The 13,345-nt window shown below is 63.3% G+C and carries 16 protein-coding genes; 7 read left to right on the top strand and 9 right to left on the bottom strand.

Features of this window, described 5'->3' with window-relative positions; all coding sequences use genetic code 11:
- Positions 1 to 97 precede the first annotated feature (97 nt).
- Both QMG25_RS16600 and QMG25_RS16595 read right to left on the bottom strand, forming a co-directional pair.
- Positions 98 to 943: a DNA/RNA non-specific endonuclease gene (locus QMG25_RS16600; protein WP_283462135.1), complete on the bottom strand. Its 846-nt coding sequence runs from the start codon at positions 941 to 943 to the stop codon at positions 98 to 100.
- A 535-nt stretch (positions 944 to 1,478) separates the two neighbouring features.
- Positions 1,479 to 2,924 carry a glycosyltransferase family protein gene (locus QMG25_RS16595; protein WP_283462134.1) on the bottom strand — a complete coding sequence of 482 codons (1,446 nt, stop codon included), beginning with the start codon at positions 2,922 to 2,924 and terminating at the stop codon, positions 1,479 to 1,481.
- A gap of 216 nt (positions 2,925 to 3,140) precedes the next feature.
- On the opposite strand from QMG25_RS16595, the gene mptB reads away from it, so the two are divergent.
- Positions 3,141 to 4,724, top strand: coding sequence for a polyprenol phosphomannose-dependent alpha 1,6 mannosyltransferase MptB (mptB, locus tag QMG25_RS16590; protein ID WP_283462133.1), 1,584 nt, complete (start codon positions 3,141 to 3,143; stop codon positions 4,722 to 4,724).
- A gap of 86 nt (positions 4,725 to 4,810) precedes the next feature.
- Here the strand turns inward: mptB and QMG25_RS16585 are convergent, their stop codons facing one another.
- Together QMG25_RS16585 and QMG25_RS16580 are read right to left on the bottom strand one after the other, a co-directional pair.
- Positions 4,811 to 5,401: a DNA alkylation repair protein gene (locus QMG25_RS16585; RefSeq protein ID WP_283462132.1), complete on the bottom strand. Its 591-nt coding sequence runs from the start codon at positions 5,399 to 5,401 to the stop codon at positions 4,811 to 4,813.
- Positions 5,402 to 5,560 carry a hypothetical protein gene (locus tag QMG25_RS16580; RefSeq protein ID WP_283462131.1) on the bottom strand — a complete coding sequence of 53 codons (159 nt, stop codon included), beginning with the start codon at positions 5,558 to 5,560 and terminating at the stop codon, positions 5,402 to 5,404. It abuts the gene before it with no gap.
- Positions 5,561 to 5,569: 9 nt separating this feature from the next.
- On the opposite strand from QMG25_RS16580, the gene QMG25_RS16575 reads away from it, so the two are divergent.
- Both QMG25_RS16575 and QMG25_RS16570 read left to right on the top strand, forming a co-directional pair.
- On the top strand, positions 5,570 to 6,421 hold the full coding sequence (locus tag QMG25_RS16575; RefSeq protein WP_283462129.1) for a putative protein N(5)-glutamine methyltransferase: 852 nt from the start codon (positions 5,570 to 5,572) through the stop codon (positions 6,419 to 6,421).
- Positions 6,422 to 6,543: 122 nt separating this feature from the next.
- Entirely contained in the window at positions 6,544 to 7,044 is a 501-nt protein-coding gene (locus QMG25_RS16570; RefSeq protein WP_283462127.1) for a universal stress protein, read from the top strand.
- 120 nt (positions 7,045 to 7,164) lie between these two features.
- Here the strand turns inward: QMG25_RS16570 and QMG25_RS16565 are convergent, their stop codons facing one another.
- A complete protein-coding gene (locus tag QMG25_RS16565; RefSeq protein WP_283462126.1) occupies positions 7,165 to 7,800 on the bottom strand; it encodes a TetR/AcrR family transcriptional regulator in 636 nt (211 codons plus the stop codon).
- 77 nt (positions 7,801 to 7,877) lie between these two features.
- Between QMG25_RS16565 and QMG25_RS16560 the strand changes: the two genes are divergently transcribed.
- Positions 7,878 to 8,993: a flavin-containing monooxygenase gene (locus QMG25_RS16560; RefSeq protein WP_283462125.1), complete on the top strand. Its 1,116-nt coding sequence runs from the start codon at positions 7,878 to 7,880 to the stop codon at positions 8,991 to 8,993.
- A gap of 9 nt (positions 8,994 to 9,002) precedes the next feature.
- Here QMG25_RS16560 and QMG25_RS16555 read toward each other — a convergent pair whose 3' ends face one another.
- On the bottom strand, positions 9,003 to 9,173 hold the full coding sequence (locus QMG25_RS16555; RefSeq protein WP_283462123.1) for a hypothetical protein: 171 nt from the start codon (positions 9,171 to 9,173) through the stop codon (positions 9,003 to 9,005).
- Between the two features lie 157 nt (positions 9,174 to 9,330).
- Between QMG25_RS16555 and QMG25_RS16550 the strand changes: the two genes are divergently transcribed.
- Together QMG25_RS16550 and QMG25_RS16545 are read left to right on the top strand one after the other, a co-directional pair.
- Entirely contained in the window at positions 9,331 to 10,254 is a 924-nt protein-coding gene (locus QMG25_RS16550; protein WP_283462122.1) for an oxygenase MpaB family protein, read from the top strand.
- Positions 10,255 to 10,331: 77 nt separating this feature from the next.
- On the top strand, positions 10,332 to 10,793 hold the full coding sequence (locus QMG25_RS16545; RefSeq protein ID WP_283462121.1) for a DUF3817 domain-containing protein: 462 nt from the start codon (positions 10,332 to 10,334) through the stop codon (positions 10,791 to 10,793).
- Between the two features lie 47 nt (positions 10,794 to 10,840).
- Here QMG25_RS16545 and QMG25_RS16540 read toward each other — a convergent pair whose 3' ends face one another.
- Positions 10,841 to 11,674 carry a hypothetical protein gene (locus QMG25_RS16540; RefSeq protein ID WP_283462119.1) on the bottom strand — a complete coding sequence of 278 codons (834 nt, stop codon included), beginning with the start codon at positions 11,672 to 11,674 and terminating at the stop codon, positions 10,841 to 10,843.
- Positions 11,675 to 11,750: 76 nt separating this feature from the next.
- Positions 11,751 to 12,218 (bottom strand): class F sortase, encoded by a 468-nt coding sequence (locus QMG25_RS16535; RefSeq protein WP_283462117.1) that lies wholly within the window; start codon positions 12,216 to 12,218, stop codon positions 11,751 to 11,753.
- On the opposite strand from QMG25_RS16535, the gene QMG25_RS16530 reads away from it, so the two are divergent.
- Positions 12,166 to 12,513, top strand: coding sequence for a hypothetical protein (locus QMG25_RS16530; protein WP_283462160.1), 348 nt, complete (start codon positions 12,166 to 12,168; stop codon positions 12,511 to 12,513). The two genes, QMG25_RS16535 and QMG25_RS16530, sit on opposite strands and share 53 nt — an antisense overlap.
- On the opposite strand, the gene QMG25_RS16525 is transcribed toward QMG25_RS16530, so the two are convergent.
- Entirely contained in the window at positions 12,505 to 13,320 is an 816-nt protein-coding gene (locus QMG25_RS16525) for a hypothetical protein (RefSeq protein ID WP_283462115.1), read from the bottom strand. The two genes, QMG25_RS16530 and QMG25_RS16525, sit on opposite strands and share 9 nt — an antisense overlap.
- Positions 13,321 to 13,345: the final 25 nt, after the last annotated feature.

The following is a 13,345-nucleotide window of genomic DNA, read 5'->3' as shown; positions in this document are numbered from 1 at the left end:
TGGCCTGTGCCGGTGCAACGAGACAGACGCCCACTGGCCAGGATGTCGTTTGGTCACTGCAGCTCGGTCTGAGTGGCTCAGAACATCCCTAGTGCCGTCACCACATGATCGCCGCAGCCGATGCCAGTGGCTCCCTTTCGTTGAAAGCAGGCATGGCGGGTATTGTGCAGGCCAAGTCCAGAACTGGGGGAAAGCGCAGCTGTGTGCGTTCTTCGAGCTCGCCGCGGGTGATTTGGTAGACCCTAAACTCATCCAGCGCCATCACGGCCCGCAACTGGTCAAGGTCCTGAGTTAACAAGAAGATGCGCGCCTTCAAGATCCCTTGTTCCTGAAAGACCAGCATCTTCCAATACTCCGATGGCAATGCCACGCCACGATAGAGGCGGTCATCAGTGCGGAAGACCGGACCAGCAAACACATTGACGCGCAAATCTTCAACATCAACGTCCTCGTAAAGAGCGTTTTCCAAGCGACCCCAGATACCGTTTTGGGTGCTCTGGTTGAAGTCGTCCATTTGCGGGGTGATGTTGCTGAAATAGAACGAATCACGGTTGGCTTGTTGCGTTTCATCCAGTTCGCCCCACAGCAGGTCGGCACGGCGTGCGACATGCCCGCGATCCAGCCGATTGCCGCTGTACAGCTCATTGCCCACCTGGAACTCTGCCGGCAACCGGGGATCTTTGCGGAAGGAAAGCCCGGTGCGGCTGATCAACTTTGTGCAACCCCCGTCGATGTTCCACGCAACCCAGCGGGCAAAGCGCCTCGATTTACTCAGCGACAAAGAAAAATGCGTGTACGGAATGATCTCCATTCCGTCCCATAGAACAGCGTCGCCTTGGATGCTCTTATCCGGAGTTGGGGCCTCGATGTGGATGCCCAGGAAGTCAGCATCGTATCCGGAACGGGGGATGGGATCCTCTAGTTCGTGGGTGTTGACGGGCATTCTCGTCCCCTGCTTCCTCGATGGTGCTGCTCCATGGACTCACTTGCCGATGGTCCCAGCGTAGAAGCCAACGTGCTCCATTGACAGTGCAACTGACTTGACAGTGCAACTGAACCACGCGGGAGTACGACGGCGGCCAGCCGGACTTTGATCAGGGTCGCCACCGACAAGAAAGCATCAGAACCTGCGCTAACATCGGCTGCACCCACAGTCTGATGGCCTTTGCCCGCTCGCCCGGGGGTGTACCTGTACCCCAACAGGGCACACATGAGGCAGTGCTCCGTGGTGCTGAAAGTTTTGCTAAAAGTGTTACTAAAAGTGTTACTGAAAGTGTTGCCGCGGACAACGAAGCTCATCTTCCTGGCCAGCAAGGACTTGTGGACGGCGACAAAACCCCCGCCACACGCTGGCTGGCGCCCAGAGCCCCGGCGCCCGGAGCCAGAGAATGGCCATGGGGGAGGAGATCCGGGCACGGATTAGGGCGTCGTGGTCAAGCAGCCGGGCAAAGAGCCGATCCACTGACGGAGCTGAAGTTTTAGCGCTTCTGTCCCGCCGCCGGTGCGGAATGTTCGGGAACCTCGCCCGGCTGTTCCTCGCCCGGCTGTTCCACGACGGCGGTGGCGCTGTCGGCGAGGGGGGCTCCGGCGTCGTGCCTGGGAATGCGGGAGGGGTTGCGGCCCATCAGGAACAGTTGCCGCACGCTCCACACGAACAAGACCACCAGCAGCAGGTTGCGGAGTGTCAGCACGGCGGCCATGACGGCGTTGTCGTGCGAGAGGGCGTCGTAGAAAAGCGGGTAGACAAGGTACGTCAGCACGGCCACGCCAATGAGCATGGTGGCCGGGACCCGCCACGCCTCCCATTGGTGCGCCAGGCCGACGGCGACCGGCGGTGCCAGCCACACCATGAACTGCGGGGACCCCACCTTGTTGAAGACGACGAATGCCGTGACAAGGGCCAGCGAGCCGAAGAGGAGCAGGGCCGTGCGGTCGGCGCCGCCGTTGCGCTTGCCGGTGTGCAGGGCCCAGAAAATCAGGGCGGCCACGAGCAACGCGGCAACGATCAGCAGCGGCTGCATCAACACGCTCATCACCTCGGAGCCGGGGCCATCGACCTGCATGGAGTTGATGTCCTGGTTCATGTACATGTGCGCTCCGCCCAAGCCCAGCACGCTCAGCCACAGCCACGGGGCGGTGAACGTGGCTTCGAGCTGCATGCCGCGGTCGCCCTGTTCCAGCAGGAAGTTCAGCAGTTTCGGCAACGAGTTCATGCTCAACGCCAGCACCACCACAAACGCCGTGACCAGCACACCGGCCAGCACCACCTGAACCCGCTGCCTGACCACAGTGAAAAGCGCAAGCACGACGGCGGCCGGCCAGACTTTTGTCCATGTCGCCACGCTGAGAATGAATGAGGTCAGGAACGGGCTGGCCACGCCGAGGGACAGTGCGATGAGAACCACCGGGGCGGTAAGGCCGTCGACGCGGGCAAAACCGAGCCACGCCATCAAGGCGGTGAAGACAAGCCACCACAGGGCGGCGGGGATGGCGTGGCGTTTTTTGCCCCAGCTGGTGAGCTTACCCACGGCCAAGGCATTCAGCACGGCAATCATGAGGACCCAGATGAAGAAGAACGGGGCATTGCCGAAAATGAAGGCAACTGCCATGGGCACCAGCGCGAGGATGGGGTAGACCCACGGGCTTGGGCCCAGGACGCGGGTCTCGTCGAAGCCGATCGAGGCCCAGGTGCGGTAGATGCCCGTGTCGCTGTAGCCCTCTCCGCGCAGTGACTGGATGCCCGCGAGCACAAGAGCCGCAACGTGGATGAGCGCAAAGACCGTCCACAGTCCCTGCGGCGATGTCAGCCAGGTCTGGGTGCGGGCGGGGAACAGTGCATCCCGGAAGCGGGCAAGGGTGGCAAAGAACGTATCCGTGGCGATGGTCCGGTCTTTCTTCAGATGGGGTGGCGCCCGGAGCAACACGCACGCGGGGCGGAGGCGTTGGGCAGCGTGGCGACTTTTTCCAGAACCTGCCCGGCCGATGTGGGTAGAATGCCAAGAACGGTGTCCCTGACTGCTTACATGTTAGCGCAGCACCCTGCCGCTTCCCGGGCTGGCCCGGCAGGCGCATATCGGGGCGTCCTGTTGCGGGAAGGCACCAGCGCCCACGGCCGGATTTAAAAGTACAGGAGTTAGTTGTTGACCAGCACGCGTGTTGTCCAACCGGAGGTGAAAACCAAGGTGCTAGCCAAGCTCGCATTACGCACAGGCCCTGCCGCGTCAGCCGTCTGGCAGGGCTTTGCCGGTTCTGTGCTGCTCATGTTGGGCTCCTTTGGCGTCGGTTGGTTGGCCGGCAGCTCGGTGCTGATCCGCAATCCGTTGTTCATCCTGGCCAGGACCACGCCGGTGGCTGTTGTCATCACCACCGTGCTGCTGTGCGTGGGAGCCGTGTTGATGCTGCGGGCCTGGCTACGGCTTCGCCAGCACCTGGCTGGTTGGGGCCCGGAATCAACGCCCGTGTTGAAGAAGGCGTTGATTTTGTGGGTGGCTCCCATGATGATCGCCTTGCCCGTGTTCAGCCGCGACTCCTACGCCTACATTGGCCAGGGCCGGCTCATGGAGCAGGGCCTTGACCCGTACACCAACGGCATCTCCGCCCTCAACAACTATTTCCTGCTGGGCCCCGACACGCTGTGGACCGAGGCACCCACGCCGTATGGTCCGCTGTGGCTCTGGCTTGAACACCTCGCTGTGTTGCTGCCGGGCAACAGTCCGGAAATAGCTTTGATTCCCTTCCGCCTGGCCAGCTTGGCCGGCGTGGTGTTGCTGTTCATCTATGTGCCAAAGCTTGCGGCCCGCCACGGTTTCAATCCGCACCGCGCCGTGTGGTTGGCCGTGCTGAACCCCGTGGTGCTGATCAATTTTGTGGCCAGCGTCCACAACGATTCACTCATGCTTGGCCTCGTCGTGGCGGGCATCTACTACGCCTCGGCCAAGCGTCCGGTGGTGGGGATCCTGCTGGTCACGGCCTCCATCGCGATAAAGCCGATCACCTTGATCGCGCTGCCCTTTGTGGGCCTGCTGTGGGCCGGCTCGCAAGCCGGATGGGTACGAAAATTTGGCATCTGGGCGGCCACGCTGGGAATTTCGACGGCGCTCCTGGGCGCCATGGGTGCCGTGAACGGGCTGGGATTCGGGTGGTTGGCTGCGCTGCAAACCTCCGGGACAGTGTGGCATTGGTACGCACCCGTTGGGCTGTTCTCCGTAGTTTCTGGAGCAGTTGTGTCGTTCTTCGGCGGTGCAGGTGCTGCTGTGACGGATGGAATCAAAACCACCTTCCAGATCGTCTCCATCTTGCTCGTCATGGCTCTGGCCTTCGTAAAAATCATCCTGCCTCCGGCTTCGGCACAGGGCAGCCTGCTCGATGAATCGCAACGGTACAGTCAAGCCGTGCTGCGCCGCATGGCTTGGTCTTTCGCCGCCGTTGTGCTGCTGGCGCCCGTCATCCAGCCTTGGTACATGCTGTGGGTGCTGGCCTTCTTCACCGTCACCGGACTCGAGGAAGAGTCGCAGGAGCGCCTGGTTCTCTACCTGAGTGCCTTCTTCATTTTGATCGCCTTGACGGACCAACTCAGCGTATTTCCGTGGATTCCCGTGGCGCTCATCCGTGGGGTGGCTATCGCCGTAGGGCTGCTCTCCGTGCTGTACGTCATGTTTTGGGATAGAAAAACACGGGGACTGTTCATGCCCAGCCGCGCTGCCGGCTTGGCGCACAAACCCTGAACCATTGAAACCTGCCGCCCTGTGCTCCTGAACTTTGCAGGCGTGGGCCGTGTTGGGGCAGTACCTCGGCAAGGGCATGCAACGCCTCAGAGATGCTTGAGTGCCTCGCGCCGGGACAGGGAGCTGAGCTGTCCCTGATGCCCGGCAACGTAGCTGCGCACCCAGTTGGGGTCCGTCCTGGCATATTGACGCAGCGCCCAGCCAATCGCCTTGCGAATGAAGAATTCCCTGTCCGGCAGATTCACCGCCAGAATGTCGCTGAGCAGCTGCGTGTCGGTCTCGTTCTTGGCGGGAAGCTGGGAAATGATGGCTGCCCTGCGGAACCAAAAATTCGGGCGCATGCTCCATTCGCGTAGCAGCGGATCCACGCTCTCGCGGTGTTTTTGCAGCAGCTCCCACAGGCGCGGGGCCACCGAGTCGACAAAATCCCACCACTGCCCCGTTTCAACCACGACGGCGTAAAACGGCAGGAGCCCCATCTCGCCCCTGGCGAGGCGGGAGTCCGTGAGCATGATGGCCGCGTACCGCTCTTCGCGGAATCCGGCACCCTGCCACAGCAACGTCACCGTTGCATGGAGTTGGTCGACGTCCTTGAAAGGGTGGGTTTTGGCCAGCGCCCGCACCGTTTTGCGCACGGTGGGCGAGGGCACACCCAAGAACGGCATGGCCGACTTCATCTAGGCCGCCATGGCCTCGGCCTTGTCCGGGGCGGCAGCCTCTGCCAGCGCAGGGCGCAGTGCGGCCATGAAAGCCGTGTTGGGGGAGCCGGTCCCCGGGGCCGATTTTGCAGCAATCATGGCAAAAGCGTAGCTGCGCAGGGTGGCGGGGACTACCATGTGGTTGGTATGGAGCATGTGGTTGGCATAAAACACGGCAAGCGGCAGCCCCGCGATGAGCCCATGGCCGCAGCACTGGTTGCCGCCCTTCGTGCGGCAGGGTGTGTCTACGCCGTGGAAGAGGCCCACATCCTGCTGGATGCCGCCGGGTCAAGGGCGGATCTGGCCAGGATGCTGGCACTGCGAGTGGACGGATGCCCGCTGGAACACCTTGTGGGGTGGGCCGAATTTTGCGGACTGCGCGTGGTGGTGGCGCCAGGGGTTTTTGTGCCCCGCCGCCGCAGCGAGTTCCTTGTTGGCCAAGCACTGGCCGGACTTGCAGGCAGGATCCAGCGGGGTCGCCCGCTGAAAATCTTGGACCTGTGCTGCGGCAGCGGAGCCGTCGGTGCCGCACTGGCCCGCGAGCTGCCCGGCTGTGAACTTCATGCGGCGGACGTGGACCCCGTGGCCTTGGCATGCGCAACCAAGAACATTGCTGCATTCAATGGGGAAGTTTATTGCGGGGATTTATTTGAGCCAGTCCCCGAGAGGTTGCGCGGCAGCTTTGATGTGATTGTGGCCAACGCCCCGTACGTTCCCACCGACGACATCAGGTTCATGCCGCGTGAAGCGAGGGTGCACGAGCCCGCCGCGGCGCTTGACGGCGGGGAAGACGGCCTTGCGCTGCAGCGGAGCATCGCCGCACAAGCACCGCTGTGGCTGCATTCGGAGGGGCTGCTGCTTTTTGAAAGCAGTGCCCGCCAAGCAGACTCCAGTGCCGCCCTCCTGAACGCCCGCGGATTCACCGCCTCCATCGCGCACAGCGACGCATTGGACAGCACTGTTGTCACCGGCCGGCTTGAACCGAGGGACGGGCGTTGACAAGGGCGTTGGGATCGGCTGCAGGCACAGGGGTGGGCCGCCCTTTCGCTTTGGCTGTTCGTGACGGAAAATGGTGGAACGGCCTGCAGGTTGGGGATGGACTCTAACGGAATGAGCACACGATGGAACATGGATTTTCCGGCGGAGCGGTGGTGGTGGGATTGCAGCCCGGGCAGGACCCGGCAGTGTTGGCGTGCGCAGCCGACCTGGCCGCAGCCACAGGGGCCGAACTGGTTGGCGCCTACGTTGATCCAGGCAGCTACCTCATCGAGTGGGATCCCCGCGGCAACGTCTTGGACCAGTCGATGGAGCATGCGCTGGATCCCGACGACGAGGCTGCCTCAGCGCTACGTGAGCTGCGTCCGCTTTTCGTTGCGGCAGCGGAAGGGCGCGGGCTTCGCTGCCGTCTCCAAGTACTCGGCGGTGATCCTGCGTCGGCACTGGGCCGGCTGGCGCAGGCCGTCTCGGCAGCAGCCATCGTGGTGGGTGCCCGCCATCCGGGCCTGCTGGCCGGCGTCAACGAGGTTTTGGCCGGATCCGTGGTGCGCAAACTGCTGGCTACACAGCACCTGCCGGTGTTGGCGGTGCCGCGTGTCGACGCCCACCCGTGGCGGCACGGTTGAGGCCGACGGCGGAGCGGGCTCCTGTACGCCACAGCTGGCGCGGGGAAGGGGATCAGCTGTCGTCGTCCGATCCCTCCGACATTTGAGCGCCACTGATGCCAAGGCTGGGGCAACGTCGGGCTAGGACAAGGCGCTCAGCATCGAGGTGTAAATCCAGTCCCGATAGCGGGGGAGGCTCCAGCCGAAATTTGCCACCAGCGTGGCGTAGCTGTCGGGGTGTCCCAGCGTGAAAATGACGGCGGCAGCGTCGTCGTCGCTCATTCCATTCGCCAGCCCTCCGCGTTGGCGAATGGCGGCTGCGGCTTGGCGGTAGTTGCTTAACCGTTGCACTGCGCGCGATCCGCGCAACGCGGCAACGGCAGGGTCGACGGCGGCGGCCTGGCTGATGGCGGTGAAGACCGCGTGGCTGCGCGGCATTCCTTCGGCAAACCAGTCGGCCAGCACTCCGACTACCCCCGGGACGTCCGTGGCCAGGGCCACTCGCTCCCTCATGAATTCCAGAACGGTTGACGGTGAGTGCGGGCCGGCCACCGCCGCGTCCAGTACGGCTGACAGCAGCGCGGGCTTGTTCCCCACGGAGTTGTAGATCGTTTGAATGGCGACGCCCGCTTGGGTCGCTATCGCTTCGATGGAGGTGGCCGTGTAACCGTTGGCAAGAAAGAGCTCTCCGGCAGTGGCCACGATCAGCTCGCGGGTCTGAACCGACTGGATCCGGCGCCGGCCGCGTGGTACCGGGTTGTCCATTGTTTCAAACATAAGAAAAGAATAGCATTCCACTGACTAGAAGCGCATACTAATGAAATAGTTCCACGGCAGCTTCTTGGAGGCGCATCATGGCTGGACAGGCGTTCGGTGAGACCATCATTATTGGTGCAGGGCAGGCCGGGCTGTCCGCAGCTTTTTGCCTGCAAGACAAGGATGTTCCCTGCCGGGTCCTTGAAGCGGGAGAGTCGCCAGGGAACAGCTGGCGGGGCCGCTGGGATTCACTGCGGCTTTTCACTCCGGGCCTGCGCTGTTCGCTTCCAGGCATGGAGTTTCCGGGATCCTCGCGAGGCCTGCCCACGAAGGACCAAGTGGTCTCCTACTTGGAGAGTTACGCGGCTCAACTGCCTGTCACAACCGGAGTTTGCGTGACCGGTATTCACTTGGCTGGCGAGACTGATCGCGGTCCCGAGGGGAAGGGGTGGACGCTCGAAACCACTGAGGGCGATTTGGCCGCCAGCAACGTCGTCATTGCCACCGGCGCCACGTCGGTGCCCTTTGTCCCGGACCTCGCCGCTAAAATTTCCCCGTCAATTCTCCAACTGCACAGCAGCCGGTACAGGAATGCGGCGCAACTGCCCGTAGGCGGTGTCCTGGTGGTTGGTGCGGGCACTTCGGGCCTTCAAATTGCCGTGGAACTGGCTCAACACCGCCAAGTGTGGCTGGCCGGACGGGTGCCTTTTCACATCCCCGACGCAGTATTGCGGTATGCCGGGGGCCCGTACTGGCAGTTCATCGACAAGGTGCTCACCCGCAGCACGCCCCTGGGCCGGAAAGTCGCCAAGGATTTCACCGCGCAAGGAGGACCCTTGATTTCGGTCTCCATTGAGGACGCCTTGGGAGCTGGAGTCAGGTGCCTGCCGCGTTTTGAGGACGTGGATGAAGCCGGAGAACCTACCTTCCCCCATGAACCGGCCCTTGCCGTCTCAACTGTCCTGTGGGCCACCGGCTACCAGCCGGGCTATGGGTGGATCGAGGGCCTGCCGGTGGACGCCAGGGGTTGGCCGGTCACCAACCACGGAGAAGTTTGCACGCTGCCCGGACTGTATTTTGTGGGACTGCCCTTCCAATACGGGCTGACTTCGGCACTGCTGGGAGGGGTGGGGAGGGACGCGGCAATGGTGGCGCACAGCATTGCCAAGCGGGAGCGGAAGCGGCTGCGTCCACAGGACGCACACCGACTCTAGAACGGGGGATCAGTTGTCGTCGTCCGGTCCCTCGGCGGCGTCTTGGGCATGTGTACGGATCTCAGACATGTCCTGCCCGTCGCTTCCTTCAGCGGGAGTTTCGCTGTGCACGCGAGGGGCGGTGTCGTCGTGTGCAGAAGTGCCTGCGTGCTTTTCGCCGGGTGCTGATGAGTTGGGCATGGCTTGACTCTCTTTTCTGCCGCCCAGCTTTCGAGCGCCACGCGGCCTCACTTTCATTGTGGTCCTTCGACGCTGCTTTGTCATGCGTCCGTCCCGGTCCAAGGCAGGACGGAAAGGAGCGGATGCAAACACGCCGGGAAAGGGAGAGACTAAAGGCATGGAAAACGTTCTCATCCGGTGGCGCAGGGAACTGCGTGGCACATTCAGCAACAACGCCCCCGCCATTCCGCAATGGGAACTTGAGCTGGAAAAGGGCGACGACGGAGGCTACTTTGGGCCCGACTCGGCGGCTTGGGCGGTGCACGGGTCAATGACGACACTCGTGGCCGGGATCCAGTCCCTGCTCATTCAGGCCCTCCACCCGGGCGCGCTCGCCGGAGTTCACGACCACTCAAGCTACCAAAGCGACCCGTTGGGCAGGTTGGCAGGAACCATTCGGTGGATCTTCACCATCAGCTACGGCGACACTGCCGCCGCACGGCAGGCCTCGGCGAAGGTGCTGGGCATCCATGAGCACATTCGCGGCAGCTACACTACCAACAGCGGTGAGGAACGCCCCTACACGGCCAACGACCCCGATCTGCTGCGCTGGATCCATTTGGCCTTCACCCAGGCGTTCCTGGCAACCCACGAAGCCTACGGCGCTCCCATCCCCGGCGGGCCGGACGCCTACGTTGCCGACTGGGCCGTGGCCGGGGCACTCATGCAGGTGGACAACCCGCCTGTCACCATCGCCGAACTCAACGAACAGCTTGCCGCCTTCACCCGCGAGCTGCGCCATGACGAACGAGTTGCCGAGGCGGTGGCGTTCATCAAGAACCCGCCGCTGCCGCGCTCGCAGCAGCTTGGCTACCGCATATTGTTTGCCGCCGCAGTGGCATCGTTGCCGACGCACTACCGCAGGCTGCTAAAGCTGGGCACCCCGCGGCTGGGACCGTTCCCGCTGCCGGTGGTGCTGCCCACCAAGGCCGTGCTGGCCGTGGTGGGGTGGAGTTTGGGAACACCCCTGCCCAGTGAAGCGTCGGCGCGCACCAGACGCATCCGGCTGGGTCTGGAGGATGCTCCCAGCAAGGCCAGCTAACCTGTGCATGGCCTTTTGTGCCAACAGAGCTTCCGTCAACCAGCTTCATCCAACTATGCAAGGACTGCCGTCAGCCCATGACCCCCCGCACTTTTTACCGCACCATAGCCATCGCCGAAGCCGTCACTTGGACGCTGCTGATCGCCGGCATGATCATGAAATATGCGCTGAAGCTCGGCGACTGGCCCGTCAGCGTGGGTGGCTTTGCCCACGGGCTGGTGTTCATCGCCTATGTCACAACGGCTGTCCTCATCGGCTTGAACCAGCGCTGGCCCACGAAGTTGATCGTGGGTGCCGCAGCGACCGCCTTCGTGCCATACCTGACCATCCCCTTTGACAGGTGGCTGGAAAGGAAGGAAAGGCTCGACGGCGGTTGGCGCACCACGGCCACCGGCCACGCCCGCGACGGGCATTGGGTGGACGAGACCCTGCGCTGGATGCTGAACCGCCCGGTGCTCTTGAGCGTGGTGTTTGTGGTGTTCGTTGGCGGCATCATGGCCACCATGCTCTTTGTTGGTCCCCCCGGCGGTCGCGCCTGAGACCCGCTGGCCAGCAATGAGCCGACAGCGGCTCGTTGCGGCATGTCCTATGAATGGTGTGCTGTCCAGCAGCCGAGGATGGTGGTGGACATTTCGTAGGCGAAGCTTGCAGGTGCCACGTTGTGTGGCCCCACAGTGGCCGGCAATGCCGTGGCGTCGACGTGCAATGTCATGTTGTCCTTGGCAAAGATGACGTTTCCCGCTTTCGACTGGTAACCGGGCAATCCGAGATTGGCCAAACCCTCAATGGGAGGCGCATCGAGGGAGGCTGCCAGCTTTTGTGTTGCTGTGTTCGCCTGCTCGGGTGTGTCCGCCACCGTCACGCTCATGACGAAGTCTCCTGCCGCCAACGGATAGGTGCACACATAAGTTGTGCCGTCCCATTCGGAGACAGGCTTTGGCAGGGCGGGAAGCGCCAGGATGTCCTTGACCGCGTTCTTCGCTTGGTCTTCACAGACCATTTTCGCCGCTTCGGGAGCGGTGTCGCCCAGCACTGTCAAAACTCCCTGCATGTCGCCTGCAGCGCTGTGATAGCGGTAGCTGCCGGGCGTGGACGGGGCGGTAAACACCGCAATGCCACCGGCTTGGACGGTGGCGGAGAATTTGCCCGGCTCATCCGAGACCACGGTGGCGGCAGTGCCGTTCATGTTCATGACGCTCACCTTTGAACCGGCCTCCAGCGGCTGGGGGTCGATGAACTTGCCATCCTGAATGTGGATCATTGAGGCCATCGAGGAGTCGGTGTGCCCACCCGCCTCGGATTGCGCCACAGGAGCGGCGTGGTCCATTCCGGCGTGCTCGCCGGTTCCGGCGGAACATCCGCCCAGGGCCAAGGCTGCAGCCACTGCCACAGCAGCGGAAAGGCTGAGTTTCGAGTTCATGATGTTCCAATCCGAAGCGTGAGATATGCGTGGCCGGTGCCCATGGGTGGGCGGATGGTGCCGGTTTCGTGCGCGACTACTTGGTGCTGGAGAGCAAGTGTCCGTAGACCACCGTGTTCTCCACGAATTCCCCGGTGCTGGGGTCATAGCCGCCACAGGTGATGAGGCGAATCTCGGCCCTGTCGGTGTTGCCGTAGACGGCGACGGTGGGGAAGGCGGCCTTTTGGAAGATCTCGGTGCGGTCAACCGCGAAATCGAGTTTGCTTCCGTCCGCCCTGTCGACAGTGAATTGTTCGCCTGGTTTCAGTTCATGGAGCCGGTAAAACACGCCTTCGGCGATGGTGGTGGTGTTCACGTGCCCCAAAATAACGGAGGGACCTTGTTCTCCGGGAGTTGGCGAATACTTGTACCAGCCGGCGGGGGAGCCTGCTTCCCCGGGGGGCACTTCCGCCTCGCCCTTGGCATCGCGTCCCAGTTTCATGAGGGGCGTCGTGATGCCGATGTCCGGGATGCTCAGTGATACGGGTGCCGAAGCGGGAAGCACCGGTCCCTTGACTGGCGCGGGCGGAGGTTGGGTGATGGGGGCTGGGGACGGGGCAGCCGAGGCACTCGGCGTGCCGGCGGTGCCCGGCGTCGTTGCTGAAGGACTCGCGGGGGCTGCGGAACTGGACCCTGCGGAAACTTGGCTCGGAGCGGCTGGGGTGGCGGTTGCTTGGGCCCCGCATCCGGCAACGCCCAAGGTGAGCGTTGCCAGAAGCAGTGCCGCAGCCGCGGGCGCCTTGCGACGCCCGCGACTACTGCTGGTGGCGATCATGGTGAATGCGCCGCCGCTACTGTGAAACCGTGGACTTGTGCGCGGCCACGGTCTTCTTGCGGCCCAGGGCCAAGGCGCCTCCGGCAGCAAGCACAATGGCTCCGCCGCCCACGAACCAGGCAACGCCGGGCGAGGTGGAGGCGTTGGTGGCTGCAACGGCCGTTGTCACGCCGGTTCCGGGTGCTCCGCCGGGCATGGCGGCCATCTGGGACTCGAGCAGCGTTCCACACAGTGCAGGCGAGGTGGCGGCCAGCGGGAGGGTGGGAGCCAGTTCGCTCTTTTCCTTCTGTGCGGCAGCCGGCAGGGTGGCCGGGTCAAGGCCGTGCACAACCACTACGGCCTTGCCTGCCTTCAGGGAGGCGACGGTGGCTGCGTTCATGGTGAACGTGCGCTCGTACTTGTAGCTTGCTCCCATGCCGCCAACGGCAAGGTCCAGTGCAGCCTTGTCGCTGGTGTCGCCGCTGGTGGAGAGCGTGGTGCCGATCTTGCCGTAGGCAGGTCCGCCCTCGGTGGTGCTGATGACGCCGTCGCCGCTGGTGTCCGCTGAAGGGGCGGGGCAGGTGCCGGCACCTTCAATGTGGATGTGCTGCACGTGCGGGTAGGCCTTGCCGTCGAACGTGGCTGCCAGTCCGCTGACGTTCTCCGTCACGGTGGCCTGGTCGCCGGTGAGGTTGATCCAGACGGACCCTGTGGCGTTGCTGCCGTTGACGGCTCCCAGGTTTGCTTCAAAGCTGGTGGTGCCGGTGTCGGCCGCCATGGCGGCGCCGCCGGAAAAACTCATGGCAGCCAGTGCAAGTACCGGTGCGACGAGTAGAGCTGATTTCTTATTCACGGGAATTCTCCTTGAACAGTGAGGA

Source organism: Arthrobacter sp. H35-D1 (genome assembly GCF_030063185.1).
Classification (GTDB): Bacteria; Actinomycetota; Actinomycetes; order Actinomycetales; family Micrococcaceae; genus Specibacter.
This window is presented reverse-complemented; position numbering and strand designations above follow the sequence as displayed.

Excerpts from the sequence above, each read along its gene's own strand:
- QMG25_RS16600 (WP_283462135.1), bottom strand. The coding sequence starts at position 943 with ATGCCCGTCAACACCCACGAACTAGAGGATCCCATCCCCCGTTCCGGA.
- QMG25_RS16585 (WP_283462132.1), bottom strand. The coding sequence starts at position 5,401 with ATGAAGTCGGCCATGCCGTTCTTGGGTGTGCCCTCGCCCACCGTGCGC.
- QMG25_RS16580 (WP_283462131.1), bottom strand. The coding sequence starts at position 5,560 with ATGGTAGTCCCCGCCACCCTGCGCAGCTACGCTTTTGCCATGATTGCT.
- QMG25_RS16575 (WP_283462129.1), top strand. The coding sequence starts at position 5,570 with ATGGAGCATGTGGTTGGCATAAAACACGGCAAGCGGCAGCCCCGCGAT.
- QMG25_RS16570 (WP_283462127.1), top strand. The coding sequence starts at position 6,544 with ATGGAACATGGATTTTCCGGCGGAGCGGTGGTGGTGGGATTGCAGCCC.
- QMG25_RS16565 (WP_283462126.1), bottom strand. The coding sequence starts at position 7,800 with ATGTTTGAAACAATGGACAACCCGGTACCACGCGGCCGGCGCCGGATC.
- QMG25_RS16560 (WP_283462125.1), top strand. The coding sequence starts at position 7,878 with ATGGCTGGACAGGCGTTCGGTGAGACCATCATTATTGGTGCAGGGCAG.
- QMG25_RS16555 (WP_283462123.1), bottom strand. The coding sequence starts at position 9,173 with ATGCCCAACTCATCAGCACCCGGCGAAAAGCACGCAGGCACTTCTGCA.
- QMG25_RS16550 (WP_283462122.1), top strand. The coding sequence starts at position 9,331 with ATGGAAAACGTTCTCATCCGGTGGCGCAGGGAACTGCGTGGCACATTC.
- QMG25_RS16545 (WP_283462121.1), top strand. The coding sequence starts at position 10,332 with ATGACCCCCCGCACTTTTTACCGCACCATAGCCATCGCCGAAGCCGTC.
- QMG25_RS16540 (WP_283462119.1), bottom strand. The coding sequence starts at position 11,674 with ATGAACTCGAAACTCAGCCTTTCCGCTGCTGTGGCAGTGGCTGCAGCC.